Raw genomic sequence first — 24824 nt, forward strand, 5'->3', positions numbered from 1 at the left:
AAAATATGTTTAAAAAAACAATAAAAATTTTGATCATTTACAATATTTTTTTCCTTCAATAATTATTTAATCAATGATCACCTAATGACTATACACTAACAAAAATATAATAATAGCTCCCTACTGATTTTATACCAAGATTAATGCTAAGAACATCGTGAGTAAAATGATATACTTTAGAGGCTGCGTTGCAAGAGAAAAACTTAATAACATAGCAGATGCCACAGAAAAAATACTAAAACATACAGGCATTGATTATAAACTACTGGAAAATGAAACGTGCTGTGGATCCTTTTTACTTAGAACCGGATTCGTCAGTGATGCAAAAGAAGTAATGAAAAATACATTAAAAGAAATTGGGGAAGAAAAGATAATTACTTCCTGTGCTGGCTGTTATAAAACTTTTAAAAAAGATTATAAAGAGATCTTAGGTGTTGAACTGGATGTTGTACATACATCTCAACTTTTTAATGGTTTAATTAAAAAAGGAAAACTTAAACCTCTATTTTTAGATAAAATAGTTACATATCATGATCCCTGCCATTTAGGCAGGCATCTTGGGGAATATAATGCCCCCAGAGAAATTTTAGATAATATTTCTAATCTAGTTGAAATGGAACGGAATAAGGAAAAATCAAGATGCTGCGGTGCAGGCGGGGGTGTTAGAGCTGCATTTCCAGAAATAACTGAAAATATAGCTAAAATGAGAATAAAAGATGCAGAAGATGTTGAAGCTGAAATTCTTGTAACTTCATGCCCTTTTTGTCTTTTAAATCTTAAATCCGCATCTAAGGATGATAAAAAAGTACTCGATTTATCTGAAATAATTATGTTCAAATAAATTTCATCACAATTTTAAAACCGGAGTTCTATAAAATGGATGAAACCAAATTAGGTGCAATGCGAAGATCATTTAGCATAATCGAAACCAGAAAAAAGAAGCTTTTAGAGGATGAAAATGATCGCATAGGTAAGCTTCAAGAAAATGTAAAAGAAATAAGAAAATACAGTATTGAAAACCTTGAAGAACTCATAGAAACTGTAAAAGCCAGATTTTTAGAAAATGGAATGGAAGTTGTCTTTGCAGAAAATTCACAGGTAGCCCTGGATGAAATTTATAAAATAATTAAAGATGAATCCATTATAGCAAAATCTAAATCAAACAACGTAAACGAAATAGGGCTTTCTGCATTTCTAGGGAGCAAAGGGATAGAAATTGTTGAAACTGATCTTGGAGATAGAATAGTTCAAATGGATCCTGAAAGTTACGGCCCTTCTCACCCAATAGGTCCAGCTGCACATTTAGATATGGAAAAAATAGCCCAAATTGCATCAAAAAAATTCGGCGTGGAAGTAAAGCCTGAACCTAAATCTATCTTAGATATATTTAAAGCAGATATTATAGAAAGGCTTGCAAATTGCAATGTAGGTATAACTGGAGCAAACAGTGTAGCTGCAGAAGACGGCGCATTAGTTATGGTTCATAACGAAGGTAATATCAGTTTAGTATCCATGAAAGATACCCATATAGTTGTAGTGGGAATTGATAAACTTGTAAGGACAGTAGAAGATGCAGTAAGTGTTGTAAAACTTGAAACAATATTTGCAACTGGAAAAAAAATCCCCGCATACATGAATGTCATCACATCACCATCCAAAACAGCAGATATTGAACAGGTGCTCTTGAAAGATATGTACGGTGCAAAACGAGTGATAGTGATTCTTCTAGATAACGGAAGGAGTGAAGCACTTAAACAAAGTAAAGAATGTTTGTTATGTATTGGATGCGGCAGTTGTATTGTTTCATGTCCTGTTTATAATGTTACAGGGTCTGATTTTGGATACAGGGGATATTTAGGTGGCAGAGGAATAGTTTTAAGTAATTTTATAACGGATAATAAAATATGTTTCGATTCAGGACTCTTTAAATGTACATTATGTGGTCTATGTACCCTTGAATGCCCAGTTAACATAAAGACAAATGAAATGATTGAAAAATTAAGGGAACTATCAGTGCAATCAGGAGTTTGTCCAGACCAGCATCACGGAACTACTGAGAAGATCAAAAAACAGGGATCACCTTTTTAAATATCAAAAAACACTTATGATATAAAAATTAATTCAATAAGAACTTAAATAGAAATTATATAAAGATATATATAATGTTCTAAAAAGTTGCGATAAAATGGACATTTTATGATACTTAGTCATAAAAATAATATAAAAAATTGATTTGATTGAAAACGGAGGTATAAAATTTGCTTCTCTTAATAAGCCCAATAAACACCGAAGAAGCACTTGAATCTATTGAAGGCGGTGCAGATATAGTCGATGTCAAAAATCCAAAAGAAGGTTCACTCGGCGCAAATTTTCCATGGGTCATTAAAAGTATACGGGAAATGACACCCAAAGATACACTTGTAAGCGCTACACTAGGCGATGTTCCATATAAACCCGGCACAGTATCACTTGCAGCCCTCGGTGCTGCAGTTTCTGGAGCAGATTACATCAAAGTAGGATTATATGGCACAAAAAACTACGATGAAGCACTTGAAGTAATGAAAAATGTTGTAAAGACAGTAAGAGATTACAGAGAAGATGCAACAATAGTTGCAGCTGGATATGCAGATGCTCATCGAGTTGGCGCAGTTGATCCTATGGAAATACCAAAGGTAACCGCAAGTGCAGGTGCAGATATTGCAATGGTAGATACTGCAGTTAAAGACGGAAAAACATTATTTGATTTTATGGACACTGAAAAATTAACTAAATTCAACGACGAAATTCACGATTACGGATTAAAATCAGCCCTTGCAGGCTCAGTAAAAAAAGATCAGCTTTTAACCTTACATCAAACTGGATGTGATGTAGTAGGCATAAGGGGAGCAGCATGCATTGGTGGAGATAGAAATTCCGGTAAAATTCACCGAAGTGCTGTAAGTGAATTGAAGAAGATGATAGATCAATTCTAGTTAATTAAAAAGCAAATATAAAAAAAACAAATTGTAAAATTCTTTAACTTACAATTTGTATTAAATCTGGATCCTATTCCATATTTACAAAACGTATTTTCTTAAATTACGTTTTGTTTAAAGATTTTCTAAGCATAACATCAAAACCAAGTTTTGATGATAACTATTTCATTAAAGATTAAATGGAGGTATTTATGTACTCTAAAAAACTAAAAGAAGCTCCAAACGGGTATACATTCGATGATTTTTTATTAATACCTAATGCTTCTTCTGTAGAACCAAAAGATGTTAAAGTTGAAACACAAATTTCAAGAAATTATCGTATTAATATTCCTATTATAAGTTCTGCAATGGATACAGTTACAGAATCCAAAATGGCAATAACACTTGCCCAGGAAGGTGGACTGGGAATCATACACAGGAATATGACTATAAGTGAGCAAGTAAATGAAGTCAAAAAAGTAAAACAATCCAGTGACCTTACTATACGCGATGTAATAACAATAAGTCCAGATGCATCCATAGCAGAAGCAAATGAAATAATGGATATAGAAGAAGTAAGCGGACTTCCTGTTGTAGAAGATGAAATTGTTGTAGGAATAATAAGTAGGAGAGATATTAAACCTATCATTAACAAGGGTTCTAAAAAGAAAGTTAAGGATATAATGACAGAAGAAGTCCTGACTATCCCTGAATCAACTACTCCTGATGAAGCACTGGATATTGCCTATGAAAACAAAGTTGAAAGGTTACCTGTAGTTCGAAACGGCAAAATAATGGGAATTGTAACTATACGTGATATCTTAGAGCGGAAGAAATTCCCTAATGCATCAAGAGATAAAAAAGGGAAATTTATGGTGGCTGCAGCAACAGGACCTTTTGATTTAGAACGTGCCATGGCTCTCGATGATGCAGGGGCAGATATTATAGCAATAGACGTCTCTCATGCACATAATTTACATGTTGTAGATTATATCAAAACAATTAAGGACAACATCGATGCAGATTTACTTGTTGGTAATATTGCAACAGCCAAGGCTGCAGAAGCATTAATAGCAAAAGAGGTCGACGGACTTAAAGTTGGTATTGGACCAGGATCTATATGTACAACAAGAATAGTTGCTGGTGTGGGTGTTCCACAGCTTACAGCAGTGTCAGACGTGGCAGATATTGCAAGAGAATCTGGAATTCCAGTTATAGCAGATGGAGGTTTAAGATTCTCAGGAGATATTGCAAAAGCTATAGCAGTAGGTGCTGATGCAGTAATGCTTGGAAGTTTACTTGCAGGGACACACGAAGCTCCTGGCGATGTTGTAATTATGAATGGAAGAAAATTCAAACAGTACAGAGGTATGGGTTCACTTGGAGCCATGACTGGTGGAGCTGGTGCAGGAACAGACCGCTACTTCCAGGAAGTAAAAGGACCAATGAAGCATGCTAAACTTGTTCCTGAAGGAATAGAAGGAGTTGTACCATACAAAGGCCCTGTAAATGAAGTTTTATTCCAGTTAATAGGAGGACTTAAGTCTTCTATGGGTTACTGTGGTGCAGAAGACATTTCAGCAATGAAAGAGAAAGCAAGGTTTGTAAAGATCACAGCAAGTGGTATGACAGAAAGTCATCCACACGATATTACAATAACCAATGAAAGTCCCAATTATCCTACAACCCGTTTGATGTAAACAAATTTGATATTTTTGTTTAAGAATCAAAATGAAGTGCTGATTCCTCCAATCTTTTATTTTTTTATTTTAAATGAGGTCTCTTATGAAATCCATTATAATTTTATGCGGTGGTAGAAGCCGAAGAATGGGAAAAGACAAGGGTTCTCTTATTTTAAACGGTAAACCAATGATTTTACATGTCTTAGATACAGTTAAAGACATTGTTGACGAAATTGTGCTGGTTTTAAGGGATCAGGAACAAATTGATAAATACAAACCTATTTTGAAAGATATATATCCCTCAGTTAAAGTCGTTACAGACGAAAAAAAAGACCAAGGCCCATTAATTGGAATTTTGACAGGCCTTTTACATATTAACTCCGAATTTGCTCAAATTTTACCGTGTGATTCTCCATTTATTTCTAAATCATTTGTTTTAAAGATGTTTGAGATTGCAGGAGCTAAAAAATTTGATGCATTTGTCCCCATATGGGATGATGGACATATTGAGCCATTGCATTCTATTTATAAAAAAGATACTGCAATTGTTATCATGGATCTGATTGAAAATAAAAAGAGGACTGTTAAATCACTTATTGAGAGTTTAAAAGTTAAATATGTTGATGTTGATGAACTTGATGAGAGTACCATGAGTTTCAGGAATTTGAATCGTGTTGAAGATCTTTGAATGCATAGTTCTAATTATTTCATACATTGTCCTTAAGTTCCAAATTCCCAAAATATTCAATTAAAAATGAAAAAAAACACTTAACACAACTTTAAAAAGAATATATAAATTTTAATAAATATAAATTAGATTAAAACTGAATATTTTAAGATTAAATTCCCTATTTAATTTCCTATATTAATTTTTATAATAAAATATGTTCATTAAACCAACAAACTAAAAATTTAATTAATATTAATTAAAATAAACGAAAATATTATTACTATCAAAGGATATAAAATGATAGTAATTAATAACTTCCATATGTATTGTTAACCAAGTTACCAGTGAAATAAACAGTAATAAAATCCAATTAGATCAAATAACGTTCTTAAAGATATAGTACAATTATTAAAGAAATAGATAACGTATTAACTGAAATAAAAGAATAAAAATAGTTATCCTGGTTAAACTTAACAATTAGACTCTCTAATTTGGGCCGATTTTATGAATATCAATTTAGATTTTAAAATTAAAAAATTTAAATTATATCTTAAAGACCCTCTATATAAAAATTCATTTTTTTTATTACTCTCTTCAATTTCAAATGGGGCTATTGGCTTTGTATTCTGGATAATAGCGGCTAAAATGTATCCTCAAGAAGACATTGGCATTACAACCGCATTAATATCATCCATGACACTAATTGTAATCTTATCTGGTGTTGGTCTCGATCAATCATTGATAAGATTTTTCCCTGAAAGAGATAAAAACAGTATTTTTAATACCATTATACTAACATCCATAATTAGCTCTATTATGTTTGCAATCATCTTTTTAGCAGGTATAAATATTTGGTCACCAAAACTCATTATAATAATTGAATATACACCCTTATTTATTTTGTTCATTTCAGCAAATACATTATCGTCGTTAATAGGTATAACCTTTATTGCTTCAAGAAAAGCTAATTTCTACTTCTTAGAAACATTGTTATTGGGTTCAAAGATATTATTACTTGTTCCTTTAGTATTTTTAGGGTATATGGGATTATTTATTTCATTTGCATTACCCTTTTTAATAAGTACTATTTTTCTACTTTTTCTTCCATTTAAATTCAACATGAAACCATTAAATATTGACGTCAGTTTTCTAAAAGAATCTATTTATTTTTCATCTGGAAGTTATATAACAAACTTGTTAATGACAACTCCAAGTCAAATAATTTCTCTAATAACGCTCAACGTATTGGGAGCTAAACTCACAGCAGACTATTTTATGGCATATTCCATATCTTCGTTACTATTTATGATTCCTTATTCTTTTAGTTCTTCTCTTTTTGTGGAAGGAAGTCATGGCGAACCACTCCATAAAAAAACATTGAAATCTCTTTTAGGGATGTTTTCAATTTTAATCCCTATGGTTCTATTTTTTTATTTCTTTGGGGCATTTTTTTTAGAATTTCTTGGAAAAAATTATTTAGAAGGTTTAAGTCTTTTAAAAATTTTATCATTATCCAGCTTCTTTGTGGCAGTATGCTCAACATATATCTCTCTAAAAAAAATTCAAAAGGATGTTAAAAGTTTGATTCTTTTGGGAGGGCTAATTTTTGTGTTTACAATAGGACTTAGTTATTTATTTATGCATATATTTGGATTAATAGGGATAGGGTATGCATGGTTCACAGGATACGGTTTGTGTACAATTATAATTCTAATAATAATCTGGAAAAATAGATGGATTTAACTTTAAATTAAATCACGTTTAAATTAGAACTTAATTCAAGAAGTTAAAAAAATCTGAGAGTAACCACCATCATAAATTTTGTTACTGTTATTTAATATTCCTTTAAAATCGTTCATTTCATAGATATGGTTATTATAATCTACTAATTCACCATAAATGATATTTTGATATCTAAGATAAATATAACCATGAGCTTCTTTCTGTAAAATCCAGTTAATATTATCAGTTGAACGCATGTTACCCTGACTCAAAAGTCTTCTATCCCCATAAAAATCTGTTAATATTATTTGCCCAGTTATATGGTACTCTTCTAGCCATTTAGCACCTTCAGATTCAGAATCATGCACATACAATAAGTTGTATTGATTTCCATATGAATTCAGAATTGCAGAGTTTGGATCTCCCATTAACTGATATGTAAAGCCCGAAACTGATAAGAAATATGGAATAAGTATTATTAATAATATTAAATAAGGCTTTACAACCTTAATTTTTGAGAACACCTTTGAAATTATTAAACCACTCAAAGCAAAAGATGTCGCAAGCATAACTATAGACATTGAAAACACTCTATCTACATTGTAACCTATCATTAAAAATGGAAGAATTAATGTAACTCCCAAAAGCATGAAGCTAAATAATGTTAAAAAGAAGAAGTCACTTTCAAACTTTTGGAAGATAAAAGTAAATTTTTTAGGACTAATATCTGGAAATGCCATCTTTTTATACTTTAAAATTAAAGTAAATACAGAAGATGCAATACTTAAAATTATAAGCCAGAGAAAAGCAAAATTTACCTGTGAAGGTAAACTTTTTTGAAGTAAACCCTCCCCAAGCACTGCACTAACACCTACATCTTTGTATTCTATTATAAAAAAGGAATTAAACATAACAACCTTCTTTACTAGAAATCCAGTAATAGAATTAAAAGCAAATCCTGTAATCTGGGAATACCATAAAAATGCAAAAGCAAAAAACAACATTATCAAACTTGAAGTTACAGCTGTATTTAACTCCACCCCCCGTCTTAAGTAAAATTTTGAAAATATCCAACCTGCAATAAAAGAGCCTAAAAGTATTCCCATAACTAAAAATGATGTTGAATAGTGCGATAAAACAATTGATATAACAAAGAGAACCATTAAAATACTTCTTTGTAAAGGCTTAATTTTATTATCTATTAAAAGCAGTAACATCATAGAAAAAAACAGGATAGCTATGTTTGTTCTGGCATTTGATGTTGTCCATAAAAAATTTATCTGTGACATAAAAAAGAAAGCAGCTATAAATGCATATAAATCTCCTACATATTTTCTTGAAATTAAATATACTGCTAATGGGGAAACTGAATATAAAAGTGGATACAATATTTTAAATAACATTTCAGGATTAATTTTCATTAATGATTGATATACCGCTGGAAGCAATGATATACTAACACATGCGTCTAATGGTGATTTGAAAAATTGACTCCATTCCAGTGACCAGTGCAAATTCTGTAGTGTATTAAAGAAAAAGTAATATTCATTATGCGAATCTACACCCAAAATGTGTTGTGATCTTAATGCTGCCATTAAAACTAAGGAAATACTTATTAAAAAGATAATAAATGGATAAATTTTATTTGAAATTTTTTTATGACATATTACCAGTACTGTTGCTGGAATTATCAAAAGTAAACTCATTAAAAAAATGTTACTGCCGGACATATTAACGACATTTGTTCCTATAATAGTTAATATCGGGAAAAAAATAGCTATAATTAAAATTATTTGTTCATAATTATTCAGGCCAATTTCTGGAAAATGGAAACTTAAATCCAGATCTAGTTTATATATAATTGCAATAAATACTAATAAAGCTAAATCAAGATATATTAAAAGAGGGACAGTTGAAAGAGGTGTTATTATGCCTAATTCAAATAATAAATAATTGCAAATTAGCCCGTATACCATTATAAAACCAATACTGGTACCCACAGAAAGAACTACAGTCTCTGTAATGTTTATATTATCAATTTTTAAAGATTTTAATATCAAAAATCCTGGTAAAATAGTCAAGAATAAAAAGGATGAAATTTCCCTTAAAAATCTAATATCTAAAAATATTGAAATATTGGTTACCACAATAATAGCGATCACCAAATATATATAATTTATTTTATAATTCATATCAAACCTCAAAATAGTTAAATTGCTTTATTTAGTTTTAATAACAATTTTTAACAACCTTTTCGTACTTTTCGATTATATTCTCATATGAAAAATCATTTTCTAAAGATTTTCTGGCATTTTTGGCAATATTTTCCAGATCTGTACGATTTAAAATTCTTTGCACATTAGCTGCTATAGACTCAGGAGAATTATTTTCCATTATAAATCCATTTTCTCCATCTTTTATAATGTCCGGTACTCCTCCAACTGAATTTATTAAAACAGGAGTCCCACAAGCCATGGCCTCTAAGCCAATAGCTGGAAATGCCTCAGTATAAGAAGGAACTACAATCAGTTTAAGTAAATTTAAATATTCTGGAAGGTCATCATGAGATATCCACCCTTTAAAAGTAACTGAATGTTTTAAATCGTCTTTTAAAAGTTCTTTCATAATTTTATCACGAAGATGGCCATCTCCCCCAATAAAAAAGCTCAAATCACCATTTTTAGAAAGAAGTTTAATAGATTGAACAAATTGCATTATTCCTTTAGTTTCTGTAAGTCTACCTATAAAACCAATAATGATGTCCCTATTTTGAAGGTCAGTTTTAACACAAAAATGGTTTGTGTCTACAAAAGTTGCACATGCATAGTCTATCTTGTCCTGATATTTTGTTAAATCAAGATCATGCATCAATCCCTTTGATAAAACCACAATTCGGTCTGAAAAATAGTAATTAATTCGTTCCAATAACTTTAAAATTTCGGGAATTATTAATCCCATTCCCAAAATAGAACTTTTATAATGCTGTCTTGCCCCCTTAGAACTGGATCCAGTAGCTATCATAATAATTCTCTTATTAAGAAGCTTTGAAGTCAATAGAGGGATGATAAAAGGAGTGCTTATAAAAAATACCGTGAAATCTATTTTTTTCCTAATTTTTAAAAGCATATAACCCATTTTTAACTGAATAAATATAAATTTCGGTATTCTAAAAATTATAGTTTGTTTTTTATCGTCCATTTTTAAATTAATGAGATTAAACTTATGTTCAGATATGTCATCATGATAATTTCCTGCAATTAAATAAATGGTATCGCTAATGGGTTCCATGATCTCAATGAAATTATCCACCAATATCTGCACCCCTTTGATATTTGGGGGAAGGGCTGAAGTAATAATACATGTATTAAAGCTCATTTAATTCCTCTTTTACTTTAGGTCTTTCACCAATTTTACGAGAAGGAGTTCCAACATTTATACTCCACGGTTCTACATCCCTCAAGACTAATGAGTTACTCCCAATAATTGCACCTTCACCTATTGTTACATTAGGATGAATTACCGAGTTAGTACCTACAAAGCCGTCCTTTTCAATAACAACTTTTCCCCTAATAACATTCCTTTTTTCTTCAGGTAATGCCGTAGACATTCTTTTACCACCATAGTAAGTATCCGTTCCAGTTAAAATTCTAGAACCAGTTGCTATTACAGCATAATCTCCAACAACTAATTTTCCACCGCCAATTATACTTACAAATGATTCCAAATGTGCATATTTTCCTATTTTTATTCCTTTACCCCCATATATGAAAGAAAAGTCATCGATCATGGAATTACTGCCTATATCAATCACTTCAGGCTTTACAATCTTTGCTAATGGGTAAATAGTTACATTATCTCCACATTCTCTCAACAGTTTTTTCACATGTTCTCCCATACTATTAAATTTCATATTATCCATGGCCAAAACCCCCACTAATCAAGTTATTTTTTAAATAATCCATAATTATAGTCTCTAGATCAGATTTTGATAGCATTTTAGCATTTTTGGAGCTGTAATCATGTATAAATGCTTTTTTTGCACTAACATAATTTGATATATCCATATCTTCCTGTAAAACCATGTACATTCCATTTAATTCGTAAGTTGAGAATGATTCAACACTGCTTATAAGTTCCTCATGAACTTTCTCCCCTCTGACCAATCCCATTGTATTTACCCGGATATCTTCAGATATACCTAATTTAGGTGCAATTCTATTCAAGATTACATCAATGAGATCTTCTAAACGGAAAGCATTCATCTTTAAAATAAATATTTCACCTCCTTGAGCATATTCACTCGCTTTAAGTACTAAATTAACTGCATCTGGAATTCTCATAATAAAACGAGTTACATTTAAATCAGAAACATGGAGCGGCTTTCGATTTAATAAATTATCTATAAATGTAGGAATTACAGAACCACGGGAGTTTGCAACATTTCCAAATCTTACACATGAAAAACCTGCATTCATAGTAATCCGTTCAGCAATGAACTTAGTAGCACCCATTACATTAACAGGGTTAGTAGACTTGTCTGTACTAATTGTTATGAGTTTTGGGATGTTATAACGGTTAGCCAAATCCATGAGATTCTGAGTTCCTATTATATTAGTCTTAACTCCCTCTAAAGGAAAATGCTCACACATGGTCACATGCTTCATAGCAGAAGCATGATAGATCATATCCACATCAAATTGTTCAAAAATTCGTTTTATACTCCCATAGTCTCTTATATCCCCTACCACTGTCTCAAGTCTCTCATCAGCCAATCTCTTTTTAACAATAAAGTGTTTTGTTTCATCTCTGCTGAATATAATAATTCTTAACACACCCTGATCTAGAATCTGTTTTACTAGTTCATTTCCAATTGATCCAGTTCCTCCAGTTACTAAAACCGTCTTATTTCTTAAATCTTGCATAAAATGTCACTTCCAAAAGCCCAAAACACTACTGGTAATATAATCAATATGTTCCATCTTCAATTGGGTGTATAGGTAATGAAAGCACCTGATTAGATATTCTTTCACTTACTGGGAAATCTCCTTCCCTATACCCAAATTTTTCTTTATAAAAAGAGGTCAAATGAATTGAGGGAAAATAAACTTTACTTGCAATACCTCTATCCATAAGATATTGCATTAATTCATTCCTTATACCTTCTTCCACCCTTATTGTGTACATCTGGTATATACTGAAGTGGCCAGGGGGCGGACTTATGACATTAATTTCATCGATTTTAGATAATTTCTGAGTCATTATATCTGCAATATTCCTTCGTATATCAATAATTTTGTTTATTTTAGCAATCTGAGATATTCCCAGCGCAGCTGTCATAGTAGACATCCTGAAGTTATAGCCTAACATCATATAGTCCATAATCTCACTCGAAGAGAAATAATTTCGAGTTTCAATCCTTCCATGAGATCGTATAAGCTTTAACTTCCTGTAAATACTGTCAGAATCTGTTACAATACACCCCCCTTCACCAGTAGATATTACCTTATTTTGACAGAAACTGAACATAGAAGCATTTCCAAAATTTCCCACCAGCTTATCATTAATTTTAGACCCTAAAGCCTCTGCAGCATCTTCTATAAGCAATAATTTATGGTCTTGTGCAATTTCAGCGAGATCTTCTATCATACAGGGGCATCCACCATAATGCATAGGCATTATAACCTTTGTTTTTGAAGTAATTCTTTCTTTGACGTCTTCTGGATCCAAACCATACGATTTATCTTCTATTTCAGCAAAAACCGGTTTTGCGCCAACAAATAACGGCGCGTTAGCGGTGGATGTAAATGTAAATGAAGGAACTATTACCTCATGTCCCTTATTAATATTATATGCAATAAGAATAGCATGAAGAGCAGAAGTACCTGAATTAAATGTTACCGCATGTTTAGCCTCAACATAGTTTGAGATTCTCTTCTCAAATTTCTCTATCTCAGGACCTGTTGCCCAGTAATTTCCCCTTCTAATAACATCATTTACACTTTTTATATCTTCTTCATCCCAGCATATCTCAAATAAAGGTATTTTAGATATCATTCGTAACACTTAGCCATAATTTCTTTATATACATTTTCATACTCTTTAATCCCATTATTCCAACTTAAATTGTTAATTATATACTTTTTAGCATATTCAACTTTTTTTAAAGCTTTTTCAGGTTTATCAAGTATTTCCTCCATGGCTTTTTTAAGACCCTCAACATCGCCATAATCTACCAAAAAACCAGCATCTATTTTTCTTACAATATCTCCAGCTCCAGTATTTCTGGTCACAACAACAGGAGTACCGCACAAAACTGCTTCAAAAGGCGATCCAGGACCTCTTTCATAAATAGATGTCTGAACAAGCATATCTGCTTCACTTAAAGCTGCAATTTTATCATCACCAGTTAAAATTCCTGTGAAAATAATTTTATCGTTGATACCAAACTTAGAAATCTGCTGATCTAATACAGATTTATAGCCCTCATCAGGGCCAGCAATTAAAAGTATAACATCATCTCGATCATTGCAAAGGGAATTAAATCCTTGTAACAGAAATTCTATTCCTTTTATTTTATGCAACCTTCCAAGGAATAAAATAAAATGCTTATTAAACTTAAAATTATCAGAATTAATTGATTTATGGCATCTAAATGAATCTACATTATATAAAGGGTTTGTTAACACTCTGATTTTTTCTGGATCAATTCCCATTTGTTTATATTCATCAAGATCAAGTTTTCCAGAAATAACTATTTGCGCACCAGATAGAATCTTATATCCAAAAAGATAATCAAAAATTTTTTTCAATCCAACTCTCTCAAATTTATGCCCAAGGTATCCATAACTTTGAAGAACATAAGGTATACTAAATTTTTGTGCGTAGTACCATATCGCTACATGCATAAGACTTCTAAAGTCTTGAAAATGAATTATATCAAAATCTTGCAGTTCCTTCTTTATAATGTAAACCATATCTTTAGGAAGATAGATTTGATGCTTAAAAGCTAGAAAATTACTAATATTTTTAAAGTACCGAACTTTAATTCCCTCCAAATTAACAACATCTTCAATTAATAGTCTTGAACCAGGAGCATTACCAGCATCAGTTGTATAAACACTAACATCATGCCCCATAGCCACTAAATTCTTAGAAAGATTAAACGATGCTTCAGTAACTCCCCCAAATTTTCTTGGAGGAAAAGTAAGACTTACAACAAGAATTTTCATTAAATAATTCCTCCCTTAAACCCCCTAACATCTGATGAAAAGGGTAATCCTTCTTTTGCCATAGATCTTGCTTCTAACGTGGGGAGCTTAGCTTTAAAATCTTCAGGTTTTCTCATGAAATTTTCAAGATAACCTCCAAATTTTCCTTCTAATATGTCTTCAGGAGATATCAAAGCAGCAGACATCATTCCAGTATCCTCTGCAAGTGACCCGCATTTCTGGAAATAGTTAATAATAAGCAGGGGAATATCTGAAAGGTAAGCAAAAACACAGGAATGGTATCTCATACCCACAAATGCATCGCAGCAAGAAAACAGTGCTAAACTGTCTAAAGGATCTTTTTTGTACGGAATAATCATTACCCTGTCCTTTTGATCTAATTTTTCCTCCAAAATTTTAGTAATTTCAACATCATCATCCTTAGATTTACCTTTAAATGTAAATAAGTATATTATATTCCCTTTATCCTTTAAAAACCATTTTTTAAGTGCTTTAGCTATTTCATAAACCATCAGCATGTCCTTTTCTGGATCATTATGGTAAATACTGAAGAAGGGAAGAATTGACATGCCTAAAATTTTATTTTCCGTTTTCTTATGACATTTACGTGGCTCAAGGAGGGCCGAAAGATCAAAGGAAAGTTTGATTTCATTTAAACCTAAGTTTTCCAGTGTGTTCAAGGAAATACTATCTCTTACACTTACAAATCCAGATAATCTACATATACTTTTAGACAAAAACTTACCTATCCTTGTGGTAAGCGGCTCAACCCCAATACTTAGAAGATAAACTTCTTTTTTCAGTAATTTTGAAAGAACAATTAGAGCGAGTATCATGGATAAATTCACAAACTGTCTTTGTGTATTAGTGTGATCATACATAAAGGTCCCACCACCCCACAAAACTGTTGATGAAGATAAAATTTCTTTTAATATAACAAATGGATTCATTTCTATGAACCTGACAAAATTTTCTGTTCCCACGGGAATCTCCAATGATTCTTGTGAAACTATTACAAATTCCAAAAGAGGATATTTCCTGAAAAACTCCTGTATTAATACATAGATCATAGCATCATCTCCGGTGTTTTTCCAGCCGTAGTAACCAAACATGAAAATTTTTTCTTTCATATTATCCCTTATTTTTGCAAACAAAGATTTTATCATAAGCTAAAAGCCGATTAGGTACATAAACACTTTCTAAAATATTATAGTTTTCTTTAAGCATTTTTTCAAAATGCTTATAATCCTTTACATCACCGTGCCAGTGGGGATCATTTGTCCCAAAACGTCCGTTAAAGGTATAAATTTCTCTTAATAATTTTAAGTACCAATCTTCAACTGGTACAGCCAGGATTAAAATAGATTCTTCGCTTAAAAAGCATTTTAAGTTATTTAAAGCACCATAAACATTGTTCACATGCTCAAGTACATCTAGACAAAAAATAAGATCAAATTTTTCTATAGAAGATGGATTTTCTATGTTATTTTGGGAAAAAGAGTAGTTTTTATCCTGTGAAACCTGATCGCTGATACTGGCTGCGATCTTAAGCAGTTCATCAGGATATATATCAATCCCACAAATCTGGGATTCACTATAAATATTACTTAACAGGCACACCAGAACTCCCAATCCACATCCAAAATCACATATTTTCAATTTTTGACGATGAAAATATTTTCTAGAAAGTTCAAGAGCAACTTCCAGCCGTTTCCAGTACATTATATTAAATAGAGGAATAAAATAAGGCCCTATTCCCATATGTGTTTTATATGACTGTGGAATTGCATTATAGATCTGTTTTTTAAATTTATTTTCGATTTTAACCCTTCCATTTTCTAATTTAAGGAACTCATTTACTTCTTTGCTGCACTTCATTGAGTACCCCCTCAAATTTATCAGCTATACAGTCCCATCCATAGTTTTCAACCAGTTTTCTCCCTTTATTTCCCTCTATTTCTGCGTTATTATTTTCAATCATACTGATTACGGTTTTGAGCACATTTTCTGGTTTATCCGCGTACAAAATTCCATTATTATCTCCAAACTCCCTCATAATTCCTGGAAGATGAGTAGTTACAACAGGCTTTTTCATGGCCATGTACTCGTAAATCTTTATAGGGACAATTTCCTTCATGATCTTCTCATCAGGATAAGCAGGAAGTATGCATATATCTGATGAAGCTATAAATTCAGGTATCTTTTCATATGAAACCTTACCCGTCAAAATAAGTCGATTATTTAAACCATATTTTTCTTTTATATCTTTTATTTCATTATAAGCGTCACCGTCGCCTACAATTAAAAGTTTAAGGTGTGAATAACTTCCTTTAATTTTAGAAAGTTCTAAAGCAACTTCTTTAAGCCCTGAAAACTGGTATAACCACCCCATAAAAAATACAACTATATCATCACCATTTATCCCATATTTCTCCCTTACAGCATTACCGCTGATATTTGGATCAAAATTTTCAAGATTAACTCCTGCACTGATGACTTTAGTCTCCTCTGGAGAAGATCCAAGATTAATAACATAATCTTTAAGTCTATAATTAATAGTAAGTACTTTATCCGCTTTTTTAAGAGCTATTCGCTCTATTATCCATCCGATAGGATGAAGAAATTTAGCAGGAATGAGTCTATGGCTCACATCGATCCAGTAATAAATAAAAGGTATATCATGCTTTTTAGCCGCTTTACCTGCCAAATAAGCCACAATCCCCAAACTTAATATTATATCTGGTTTAAATTCTTTAATTTGCCTTTCAATTTCTTTTTTTTGACTATAAAAAAGAGATAGATAATCTAAAAATGGAATCTTAAGGATTCCAGGACGTATAACTGTGACCTCTGCGCACTTATGAATTTTAGATACTCCCCTAAAAATTTCTCTTTTAGATTTGAATTCTCTCCGGCCTTCACTTCTCCACAGTATTTCAAAATCGATTACCCTGATTTCATGCCCCCTAAGGGAAATCAACTCAGATAAATGATGCTGTTGACCCGGATTTCTCTTAATATAATCTGTATTTTGAACCAGCAGTATTTTCATCTTAATTACCTACGCAATATCAATGTCTCCAAATGTTAAAAACCAGTTTTTTGAAGAATATGCAATATCTGACGATATAATCTCATCATCAGCTTTTACCACGAAAAAAAATTCTTTAGGAGAATATTTTTTAGGCAGCTTCAAAAATCCAGCTTTTTTAAGTACATCAAAATACATGGACGTGTCAAACATTAAACAGCCCATAATGTCCATATCATTATCTTTAAAAACGTTATAAGCGTGTAAAAGTAAAGAACAAGCAGTATCCTCATCAAAGGTAAGAATATCCACAACAAGTCCTAATTTAAGGTCAAACATATTATCTTCTCTTAAAACTATGTAACCCTTTAAAACCCCCTCTTCAACGGCAGAAAATATTTTATAATCATAACCCGGCCGTTGGACATATCTCCAATTAAGATATTTACTATCACGTATTACAGCAATTTCAAATTGATTTGAGAGTTTCTGCCATAATAAATCAAAATCTCCACTGAAAAAATAGATCTGATTAATTGATAAATTCCTATTTTCTGATTTAGTTTTAGAAATAAAAATTAAACTGGCAAAGACATCAGCAAGTGGATAAAGACATTTCTGAACATTTTTATTTTTTATATACTTTTTAACGACGTTTCTTGGTTTTAAAACCTTTACCAAAAGAGGTAATGAATCAACGTATTTCCATTTTATCCTTTTTTTATATCCTGGAAATGAAAAATTATTGGGAAAAGTATAGACAATAAAGATTCCTAATCCATTTAACATTTTGAAAGATTCATTAACAAGGGTTGAAAATAAACCCATTCTCCTATAATCTGGATGGGTCATTACATCTACGTTCATCCCAGATTTTATAGTTTTATCCCTGAATTTTAGCCTGATCGGAATTGTAGGCCTTAAACTTATAACTTCATCTTCATGATTTACTGCAATCAAGATTTTACCTGATCTAAATTTCCAGTTCCATTCATCTTCATTAAAAGTTTCATTATAAACTGCTTTTCGAAGTCTAAATACTTTTTCTTTGTATTTATCTGTATACTCCTTAACAATGAAACTCGAATTCATTTTCTGCCCCCAGCTATTTTAAAATTAACATATTGTAAAAATCTTCTAACTTTAAGAAGTTATAATTGCGTTTTAAAAGAATATTTATAAATTTATCAAGTATTTCCATCCCCTTGTCGTTTTTATAGGTTCTTTTAAGTATTGGACCATAAATTGGAGATATTTTATCAAATTGGATTTTTTTGGATGAATTTAAGTTCTTTAAGTCATGTAAATGAAAACTAAAATTAACAAAATTAGGCAGCTTGCTTATATTTAAAAGAGCAGTATAGGGTTTGCCTAAAAGTTTTAAATAACTTAAAGAAACCGGAATTCTGAGAAGTTTAGAGAATGTAGTAATTGGAAATTCATTTAAATTAAAATCAGATAAACGGTGAGGTATAGATGGTAAATTTAAACCATTATAAAAGCCAGGTCTTAAAGATGGAATTATACTAGAATCAAATTTGAAACCATCATATGATAAACTTGAAAATAATTCCTGATTAAAAATACCTGCTTGAGAGCGGTATCCCTTAGGATAATTACCAAAAAAATTGTAAAAAGCGTTTTTACCATTTTTTATTTCATATTTATGGTTAATCTCCCTTAATTCAGGATGTGAATACGTATGCAGTTCAAATTCTATGTTTAATTGTGACGAAAAATCTTCCACAATTTCAGGATGTGTTTCAAAGAGAGAACCCTGAACAAAGCATGTTAATGGAATAGATTTTTCTTTAAAATAATTTATTAAATCATCAGCTAATAAAAATGCTTCATGTGATGGTTCTTTAAGAAGACCTCCATGATCTTGTTCCAAATCAAGTGTTATGCATGCTATCTGAGAACCTTTTAATTTTTCCAGATCAATGAAGCTATATTTCATATAAAACCCCCATAAATTCTCTTAATTTAAGTGCAAATCCTAGCTTTTATCAACGTATTACCAAAAGATTGCAGTGCTTGTGTAGTAAAATATAAATCATTAGTTTTATTTTCCCCATTTGGGAAAATTACTCGGCCATAACCTAAAACATATGGCCATAAATCTTTCTTCCAGCTTATAATGTCATGCCAATTGATTCCATCTTTTGAAGCCCATATATGTGCATTTTCATCCCATTGAGAACTAATACCTTCACTGTTGCCTTCTACAGTAGTGGCAAACACCTTAAATTTATCTCCTGCTGTGGTCGAATAATGAACTGGACCATCAACCTGCGTTAACTTCTCAATACTTCCATCACCTCGCACATACCTGCAAATATAGTTCTGACGGGTAGGAATATCAGTTCCCCAGTAAATATGCTTTTTAGTAAATGTTAGACTTAATGTGCGAAACATCTGGCTACCAGAAGCGATATTAGTCCATGTTTCTCCTCCATCTTCAGAAAACATGATTTTACTCTCGCTATCTTTATCACCGGTACATAACCACACATTCTTGGAGTATGGATCAAATTGTACAGAATGGATATGTCTGATATTATTTAATGAGCATATTACATTCCAAAAACGTCCATCATCAGTTGATTTAAATAATCTAATCTTTGAATCACGTTTATTGTTTAAAAAATACTCTCCAAAATAGCAGTTGCCATTACCGTCTTCACACCACCCTTTTCTTAAAGGACCAAATCCTTTATAAAATGTATGCACAATACTGACTTCACCATCTTTAATATGGAATATCTGTTTACTAGCAACCGCTAGAATTGTACCATTTGCCAGTTTTATAATAGTTTTAATACCTAAACGCAAAGCTCTTGAAAATAACGTACATTCCCCCATAAATCTAGAATAAAAAGGTACAGGTAAACTTATAATTCTTTTAAATGTATGGCCCCCATTTCGACTTCGAAAAATAGTGTAGTTTGAAGATGCCAGTATCTCTTCACCATCCATATGCTGGATAACAAAGTTTGGTATTTTTTCCTGAATCTTTAAGTACATTATTTTCACAAGCCTCCTTTATCGATTAAGCTTACATAATGAAAATTCACAATCTCAAGCTTTCAGTTGATATTTTATTATGTAACTTGCTCAAACTTTTGAACAACTGCTACCTTCCTCAGAACCAATTTCATATTTTCCATTAACTAATACGTCAGTTTTCACGTCAAATTCAGCACTTCTTTCAATATCCTCCCAATTTTCAAGGAACCAGCTATGAGTCATTTTTAAACCCTTTTTAAATTTCATTTTCGGAGCATAATTGATCAAATCCCTTGCTTTTTCAATAGAGGAAAGTAATTTTGTTTTTGCATCCCAATTTCTACGTGGAACATATTTAATACCGTTTTCATTTCCTGTAAGTTCGTTTACAGTTTTTGCCATGTCTATAACTCGGTTATCTTTTCCTGATCCAAGATTTATTGCTTCTCCAATAGCTTCTTCTTCTATCCCCATGGCAAGTATGCCTCTCACTATATCCTCAACATAGGTCCAGTCCCTTGTTTCTGAACCATCTCCAGTTATTGGCAAAGGATTTCCAGTCATTGCCCAGTAGAAGAAGTTAGGGATCACATTTCTGTATTTTCCAGGCACTTCTCCTGGGCCAAAAAGATTAAAAAACCTCGCATTTACAATTGGAAGTCCATATAAATTGTAAAAATAGTTAGTATAAAGTTCACCGAGTAATTTTGTAACCTGGTATGGAGTGTGCAGCCTTATAGAAATATCATGTTCTTTAAATGGCATTTTAGAATCTAATCCATAAACACCACAGCCTGAAGAAGAATATACAAACCTCTTAACTCCAGTAAGTTGAGCATACTGCAGAACCTTTAATATTCCAATTCCATTTACCATTAAATCTTTTTCAGGATTGTCTACAGAATTTTGATTGGCAAAATGAGCAGCTAAATGGAATACATAATCGGGTTTTTCTTTAAAAACCCTTTTTAATACTTCATCATCCAATATATCACCCTTTATAAACTCAATATTTTCGTACTTCGGAATATTCCACCTGTAAGCAGATGAAAGATTATCCAGTATTATTACCTTCTCTGCATTTAACTCGGCCAATTCACGGGAAAGGTTACTCCCAACACAGCCGGCTCCTCCAGTTATTAACACTATTTCATCTTCATACTCATTTGATACACTCATTAAAATCCCTTCTTCAAAGTTAACACCTGAAATCTACTTTTAAATTAAAAAGGCTCATTTGACTGATATTACTATATTGTGCATAAGTAATATATAATATTAACTACTTACTTACTTACATTGAAAATAATAATTAAACCTGAACCGGTCAATCCAAAAAATCAATGACCATGGTATAATGGAGGGCAAATAGTAATGGAAACAGAAAAAATATTAGTTACAGGTGGAGCTGGATTTATAGGAACAAATCTTGTGAATGAATTAAAAAACAGAGGACATGAAGTTACCACACTCGATCTCTTACATAATGATAGAAATAATTATGTAAGGGCAGATGTTAAAAATTACAGGCAGCTTGAACAGGTTTTTGAAGATAATGACAAATTTGACTATGTTTACCATCTTGCTGCCGAATATGGCCGTTGGAACGGTGAAAATCACTATGAAAATCTCTGGGAAACCAATATTATTGGAACAAAACACATGATCAAATTACAGGAACAATTAGGCTTTAGAATGATATTTTTCTCATCTGCTGAAGTTTATGGTGATTATACAGGGGTTATGAGCGAAGATGTAATGGAAAACAACCCCATTAAAGACACGTATCAAATGAACGATTATGCAATAACCAAATGGGCGGGGGAGTTGATGTGCATGAACTCCGCTGCAATGTTTGATACAGAAACGGTCCGGGTGAGACCTGTAAATTGTTACGGCCCTCATGAACAATTCCACCCATATAAAGGGTTCATACCGCTATTCATATACCATTCATTATTCAACAAACCATATACCGTTTACAAGGGCCATAAAAGGATAATTGATTACGTGGAAGATACTGCAAGAACATTTGCAAACATCGTGGACAATTTCAAACCTGGAGAGGTTTACAACGTGGGAAGTAAACAGGAATGGGAACACGACATCAAAGAATATTCAGACATGGTTTTAAACGCTGTTGGGCGTGACGATTCAATAGTAACCTATAAAAAAGCCGAAGCATTCACCACAAAAGTGAAAACAATTGATTTTTCAAAAGCAATAAAAGATCTAAAACACGACCCTAAAGTTTCACCAGAAGAAGGAATAAAAAAAACTGTTGACTGGATGAAATGGTATTATCGAATAGGCCAGTAAAATTATATTTTAAAATTAGTATTAAATAGTGTGGATCCAAATCACTCAAAGATATCAATTTACAAATAAATTTTAATTAAAATCCACATATTCCCTTTTTTTGTATATTAACCATTTATCAATTTAAAAAATGTTATTTTTCAATTAATAAAATTGCCTCTTAAAATTTATATTACGTATCACCATTTTCATAAAACCTAAAGATTTAATAGGAAATAATAATAAAATAATATAGTAAAGTATGAAACTACACACTAACACAAAATTCATACAAAACGAAATGTGTTATTCAGATTAATATAATCCCTTTAAAGTCAAAATTTTGATTTTAGGGGCGTGTGAAAATTTTAAATTTTCACAGTATCAAAACTGTCAAAAATCGAAGATTTTTGACGCCTGCAAAAACCTTTGTTTTTGCGGCCGAGGAAATTTATTTCCTCCGGCATAGAAAAATGCTTAGCATTTTTCTCCAGCTTTGATTTGTAAACATGTAAAAACCATTGGTTTTTACGGTTGCGAAACTTGTTTCGCAAACATGTGAAAAATCTCTGATTTTTTACGGCCACAAAAACTTCGTTTTTGTGAGCACCAAAAATTCATAGAATTTTTGAGCGAGTCAAAAAAATGAGTAGATATTATGGCAAAAATAACAGCAATATTACCAGCCTATAACGAAGAATTATGCATAAGCAGTGTAATTCTCTGTTCTAAAAAATACGTAGATAAAGTAATTGTTGTTGATGACGGCAGTACAGATAATACTGCAAATATAGCTAAACTAGCAGGAGCCCAAGTAATAAGCCATTTTTCTAATAAAGGGAAAGGTGCAGCATTAAAAACTGGTTTTGAAGCAGTTAAAGAATCCGAAATCATAGTAACTTTAGACTCAGACGGCCAGCATAACCCCAAAGAAATACCAAAATTAATAAATCCCATCATAAATGGGGAGGCAGACATAGTAAACGGCAGCAGATATATTAACGGAAATAAAAAAGATACACCATCCTACAGACGAATAGGCCAGTCAATACTTGATAAAATCACTAATCTAGGTAGCGGGCTTAATAGTACTGACAGTCAAAGTGGGTTTAGAGCCTTTGCAAGATATACCATACCTGCTTTCAGGTTCAACTGCACTGGTTTTGGTATCGAGAGTGAAATGTTAACAGATGCCTCAAATGTTGGGCTGAGGGTCAAAGAAGTCGAAATAGGAGTTAGATATGATATCGATAGTTCTACAAAAAACCCAGTGAGCCACGGTGTAGGTGTTTTAATTAAAATTATAAATGATTTACAGTTCCAAAGGCCGCTGTTTTACTTTGCATTACCCGGCACCGTAGTTACTTTAGCCGGTATAATTTTATGTCTCATGTTTTTTGGAGATTATATGATGACATCATCCAGTAATATTGCAAACAACATTGCACCTTCAGTATCTTACAGCCTCATCCCCACAATCCTTGCAATAATGATGACAGTAATCGGGGGATTTTTAGTATTAACTGGTATTCTTTTAGATTCAATGGGAAAAATGATAGATCAAATTTTAATTAGATCTCAAAATGAAGCTAATATTTCTAAATCTGCAGAATATATAAAATTTAATAAAACAAAAGACACAGAAATGAAGGGCAAATAAGATTAAATCCATTATTTAAAATATATATTATTTAAAAATATCTTTATTAAGTAAATTAAGCTATTTATTTGCTAAATATATCCTTTTAATTTATTAATTAATTTTTCTGGCTTTGTAGAAAATTAAAAACTTAATAAGTATTAATTTATATTCCTATTTGATATTAGTACAAGTTTAGTACAAAAGTTGGTTAATAATAGTTTTAAATTCATTAAATTATAATAAATAGTTCCAAAATCACTGTAAAATACTAGCTTGTTAGTAAGTAAACACTAAAGTATATAAAGTTATAATAATAAATAGTATTACTGTAATAACGGAGGTGTTATATGATATCTACCGTAACAGCCACAACGACCATAGTAGCTATGACCCAAGTCATGACTTACAGCATAATAGCAGTAATTGCACTCGTAACAATTTTAGCCCTTAAAGAAATCCTAAATACAGAATCCAGTAAAAATGAACGCATAAAATCATTTGTTGACGGAACAAATGTTGCAATAGTTCCACTGCTTTTAGTATTTGTATCCATTGTAGGCTATAAAGTGGTGACGGTCATTTAGGAG

The 24824-nt window shown here is 31.7% G+C and carries 22 protein-coding genes; 9 read left to right on the top strand and 13 right to left on the bottom strand.

Translation table 11 applies throughout. The features are described from left to right. Window positions 1–166 precede the first annotated feature (166 nt). The 6 genes from ASJ80_RS10860 (at window position 167) to ASJ80_RS10885 (ending at window position 7049) form a co-directional block, all read left to right on the top strand. Window positions 167–841, top strand: a complete 675-nt coding sequence (locus ASJ80_RS10860) for a (Fe-S)-binding protein (RefSeq protein ID WP_069584138.1) — start codon at window positions 167–169, stop codon at window positions 839–841. 35 nt (window positions 842–876) lie between these two features. Continuing rightward, on the top strand, window positions 877–2088 hold the full coding sequence (locus ASJ80_RS10865; protein WP_069584137.1) for an LUD domain-containing protein: 1212 nt from the start codon (window positions 877–879) through the stop codon (window positions 2086–2088). 170 nt (window positions 2089–2258) lie between these two features. Beyond that, entirely contained in the window at window positions 2259–2972 is a 714-nt protein-coding gene (locus tag ASJ80_RS10870; RefSeq protein ID WP_069584136.1) for a (5-formylfuran-3-yl)methyl phosphate synthase, read from the top strand. 194 nt (window positions 2973–3166) lie between these two features. Further along, window positions 3167–4654 carry an IMP dehydrogenase gene (guaB, locus tag ASJ80_RS10875; protein ID WP_069584135.1) on the top strand — a complete coding sequence of 496 codons (1488 nt, stop codon included), beginning with the start codon at window positions 3167–3169 and terminating at the stop codon, window positions 4652–4654. A 73-nt stretch (window positions 4655–4727) separates the two neighbouring features. Beyond that, on the top strand, window positions 4728–5324 hold the full coding sequence (gene mobA, locus ASJ80_RS10880; RefSeq protein WP_069584134.1) for a molybdenum cofactor guanylyltransferase: 597 nt from the start codon (window positions 4728–4730) through the stop codon (window positions 5322–5324). Window positions 5325–5810: 486 nt separating this feature from the next. After that, entirely contained in the window at window positions 5811–7049 is a 1239-nt protein-coding gene (locus ASJ80_RS10885; protein WP_069584133.1) for a lipopolysaccharide biosynthesis protein, read from the top strand. 35 nt (window positions 7050–7084) lie between these two features. On the opposite strand, the gene ASJ80_RS10890 is transcribed toward ASJ80_RS10885, so the two are convergent. The 13 genes from ASJ80_RS10890 to ASJ80_RS10950 all read right to left on the bottom strand — a co-directional run bounded on the left by ASJ80_RS10890 (window position 7085) and on the right by ASJ80_RS10950 (window position 21476). Further along, complete coding sequence (locus ASJ80_RS10890) at window positions 7085–9220, bottom strand: DUF2206 domain-containing protein (RefSeq protein ID WP_069584132.1); 2136 nt, start codon at window positions 9218–9220, stop codon at window positions 7085–7087. Between the two features lie 37 nt (window positions 9221–9257). Then, window positions 9258–10403, bottom strand: coding sequence for a glycosyltransferase family 4 protein (locus ASJ80_RS10895; protein ID WP_069584131.1), 1146 nt, complete (start codon window positions 10401–10403; stop codon window positions 9258–9260). Then, a complete protein-coding gene (locus tag ASJ80_RS10900) occupies window positions 10393–10947 on the bottom strand; it encodes an acyltransferase (RefSeq protein ID WP_083240985.1) in 555 nt (184 codons plus the stop codon). The genes ASJ80_RS10895 and ASJ80_RS10900 overlap by 11 nt, the downstream gene beginning before the upstream one ends. Beyond that, complete coding sequence (locus ASJ80_RS10905; protein ID WP_069584130.1) at window positions 10940–11950, bottom strand: SDR family NAD(P)-dependent oxidoreductase; 1011 nt, start codon at window positions 11948–11950, stop codon at window positions 10940–10942. The genes ASJ80_RS10900 and ASJ80_RS10905 overlap by 8 nt, the downstream gene beginning before the upstream one ends. A gap of 43 nt (window positions 11951–11993) precedes the next feature. Continuing rightward, window positions 11994–13082: a DegT/DnrJ/EryC1/StrS family aminotransferase gene (locus ASJ80_RS10910; protein ID WP_218105064.1), complete on the bottom strand. Its 1089-nt coding sequence runs from the start codon at window positions 13080–13082 to the stop codon at window positions 11994–11996. Continuing rightward, entirely contained in the window at window positions 13079–14257 is a 1179-nt protein-coding gene (locus tag ASJ80_RS10915) for a glycosyltransferase family 4 protein (protein WP_069584129.1), read from the bottom strand. Before ASJ80_RS10915 ends, ASJ80_RS10910 begins: the two co-directional genes overlap by 4 nt. Continuing rightward, the gene (locus ASJ80_RS10920; RefSeq protein WP_176720268.1) at window positions 14257–15387 is read right to left on the bottom strand and encodes a polysaccharide pyruvyl transferase family protein; all 1131 of its coding nucleotides are present in this window, start codon (window positions 15385–15387) and stop codon (window positions 14257–14259) included. Before ASJ80_RS10920 ends, ASJ80_RS10915 begins: the two co-directional genes overlap by 1 nt. Window position 15388: 1 nt before the next feature. Beyond that, a complete protein-coding gene (locus ASJ80_RS10925) occupies window positions 15389–16135 on the bottom strand; it encodes a class I SAM-dependent methyltransferase (RefSeq protein ID WP_069584127.1) in 747 nt (248 codons plus the stop codon). Beyond that, window positions 16110–17309 carry a glycosyltransferase gene (locus ASJ80_RS10930; RefSeq protein ID WP_069584126.1) on the bottom strand — a complete coding sequence of 400 codons (1200 nt, stop codon included), beginning with the start codon at window positions 17307–17309 and terminating at the stop codon, window positions 16110–16112. The genes ASJ80_RS10925 and ASJ80_RS10930 overlap by 26 nt, the downstream gene beginning before the upstream one ends. 9 nt (window positions 17310–17318) lie before the next feature. Further along, window positions 17319–18380, bottom strand: coding sequence for a GNAT family N-acetyltransferase (locus ASJ80_RS10935; RefSeq protein WP_069584125.1), 1062 nt, complete (start codon window positions 18378–18380; stop codon window positions 17319–17321). Window positions 18381–18393: 13 nt separating this feature from the next. Beyond that, window positions 18394–19248 (bottom strand): polysaccharide deacetylase family protein, encoded by an 855-nt coding sequence (locus tag ASJ80_RS10940; protein ID WP_069584124.1) that lies wholly within the window; start codon window positions 19246–19248, stop codon window positions 18394–18396. A 26-nt stretch (window positions 19249–19274) separates the two neighbouring features. Beyond that, window positions 19275–20324 carry a WD40/YVTN/BNR-like repeat-containing protein gene (locus tag ASJ80_RS10945; protein ID WP_143747729.1) on the bottom strand — a complete coding sequence of 350 codons (1050 nt, stop codon included), beginning with the start codon at window positions 20322–20324 and terminating at the stop codon, window positions 19275–19277. Between the two features lie 81 nt (window positions 20325–20405). Then, on the bottom strand, window positions 20406–21476 hold the full coding sequence (locus tag ASJ80_RS10950) for an NAD-dependent epimerase/dehydratase family protein (RefSeq protein WP_083240984.1): 1071 nt from the start codon (window positions 21474–21476) through the stop codon (window positions 20406–20408). A 195-nt stretch (window positions 21477–21671) separates the two neighbouring features. On the opposite strand from ASJ80_RS10950, the gene ASJ80_RS10955 reads away from it, so the two are divergent. The 3 genes from ASJ80_RS10955 to ASJ80_RS10965 all read left to right on the top strand — a co-directional run bounded on the left by ASJ80_RS10955 (window position 21672) and on the right by ASJ80_RS10965 (window position 24821). Next, window positions 21672–22616 (top strand): NAD-dependent epimerase/dehydratase family protein, encoded by a 945-nt coding sequence (locus ASJ80_RS10955; RefSeq protein WP_069584122.1) that lies wholly within the window; start codon window positions 21672–21674, stop codon window positions 22614–22616. A gap of 637 nt (window positions 22617–23253) precedes the next feature. Beyond that, on the top strand, window positions 23254–24255 hold the full coding sequence (locus ASJ80_RS10960) for a glycosyltransferase family 2 protein (RefSeq protein WP_069584121.1): 1002 nt from the start codon (window positions 23254–23256) through the stop codon (window positions 24253–24255). Between the two features lie 329 nt (window positions 24256–24584). Beyond that, window positions 24585–24821 carry a hypothetical protein gene (locus ASJ80_RS10965; RefSeq protein WP_069584120.1) on the top strand — a complete coding sequence of 79 codons (237 nt, stop codon included), beginning with the start codon at window positions 24585–24587 and terminating at the stop codon, window positions 24819–24821. Window positions 24822–24824 lie beyond the last annotated feature (3 nt).

Origin of the sequence: Methanobacterium bryantii (assembly GCF_002287175.1) — an archaeon.
Lineage (GTDB): Archaea > Methanobacteriota > Methanobacteria > Methanobacteriales > Methanobacteriaceae > Methanobacterium_D > Methanobacterium_D bryantii.

Coding starts and splice junctions, on each gene's coding strand:
- ASJ80_RS10860 (WP_069584138.1), top strand. CDS start 167: ATGATATACTTTAGAGGCTGCGTTGCAAGAGAAAAACTTAATAACATA.
- ASJ80_RS10865 (WP_069584137.1), top strand. CDS start 877: ATGGATGAAACCAAATTAGGTGCAATGCGAAGATCATTTAGCATAATC.
- guaB (WP_069584135.1), top strand. CDS start 3,167: ATGTACTCTAAAAAACTAAAAGAAGCTCCAAACGGGTATACATTCGAT.
- mobA (WP_069584134.1), top strand. CDS start 4,728: ATGAGGTCTCTTATGAAATCCATTATAATTTTATGCGGTGGTAGAAGC.
- ASJ80_RS10885 (WP_069584133.1), top strand. CDS start 5,811: ATGAATATCAATTTAGATTTTAAAATTAAAAAATTTAAATTATATCTT.
- ASJ80_RS10890 (WP_069584132.1), bottom strand. CDS start 9,220: ATGAATTATAAAATAAATTATATATATTTGGTGATCGCTATTATTGTG.
- ASJ80_RS10895 (WP_069584131.1), bottom strand. CDS start 10,403: ATGAGCTTTAATACATGTATTATTACTTCAGCCCTTCCCCCAAATATC.
- ASJ80_RS10900 (WP_083240985.1), bottom strand. CDS start 10,947: ATGGATAATATGAAATTTAATAGTATGGGAGAACATGTGAAAAAACTG.
- ASJ80_RS10905 (WP_069584130.1), bottom strand. CDS start 11,950: ATGCAAGATTTAAGAAATAAGACGGTTTTAGTAACTGGAGGAACTGGA.
- ASJ80_RS10910 (WP_218105064.1), bottom strand. CDS start 13,082: ATGATATCTAAAATACCTTTATTTGAGATATGCTGGGATGAAGAAGAT.
- ASJ80_RS10915 (WP_069584129.1), bottom strand. CDS start 14,257: ATGAAAATTCTTGTTGTAAGTCTTACTTTTCCTCCAAGAAAATTTGGG.
- ASJ80_RS10920 (WP_176720268.1), bottom strand. CDS start 15,387: ATGAAAGAAAAAATTTTCATGTTTGGTTACTACGGCTGGAAAAACACC.
- ASJ80_RS10925 (WP_069584127.1), bottom strand. CDS start 16,135: ATGAAGTGCAGCAAAGAAGTAAATGAGTTCCTTAAATTAGAAAATGGA.
- ASJ80_RS10930 (WP_069584126.1), bottom strand. CDS start 17,309: ATGAAAATACTGCTGGTTCAAAATACAGATTATATTAAGAGAAATCCG.
- ASJ80_RS10935 (WP_069584125.1), bottom strand. CDS start 18,380: ATGAATTCGAGTTTCATTGTTAAGGAGTATACAGATAAATACAAAGAA.
- ASJ80_RS10940 (WP_069584124.1), bottom strand. CDS start 19,248: ATGAAATATAGCTTCATTGATCTGGAAAAATTAAAAGGTTCTCAGATA.
- ASJ80_RS10950 (WP_083240984.1), bottom strand. CDS start 21,476: ATGAGTGTATCAAATGAGTATGAAGATGAAATAGTGTTAATAACTGGA.
- ASJ80_RS10955 (WP_069584122.1), top strand. CDS start 21,672: ATGGAAACAGAAAAAATATTAGTTACAGGTGGAGCTGGATTTATAGGA.
- ASJ80_RS10960 (WP_069584121.1), top strand. CDS start 23,254: ATGGCAAAAATAACAGCAATATTACCAGCCTATAACGAAGAATTATGC.
- ASJ80_RS10965 (WP_069584120.1), top strand. CDS start 24,585: ATGATATCTACCGTAACAGCCACAACGACCATAGTAGCTATGACCCAA.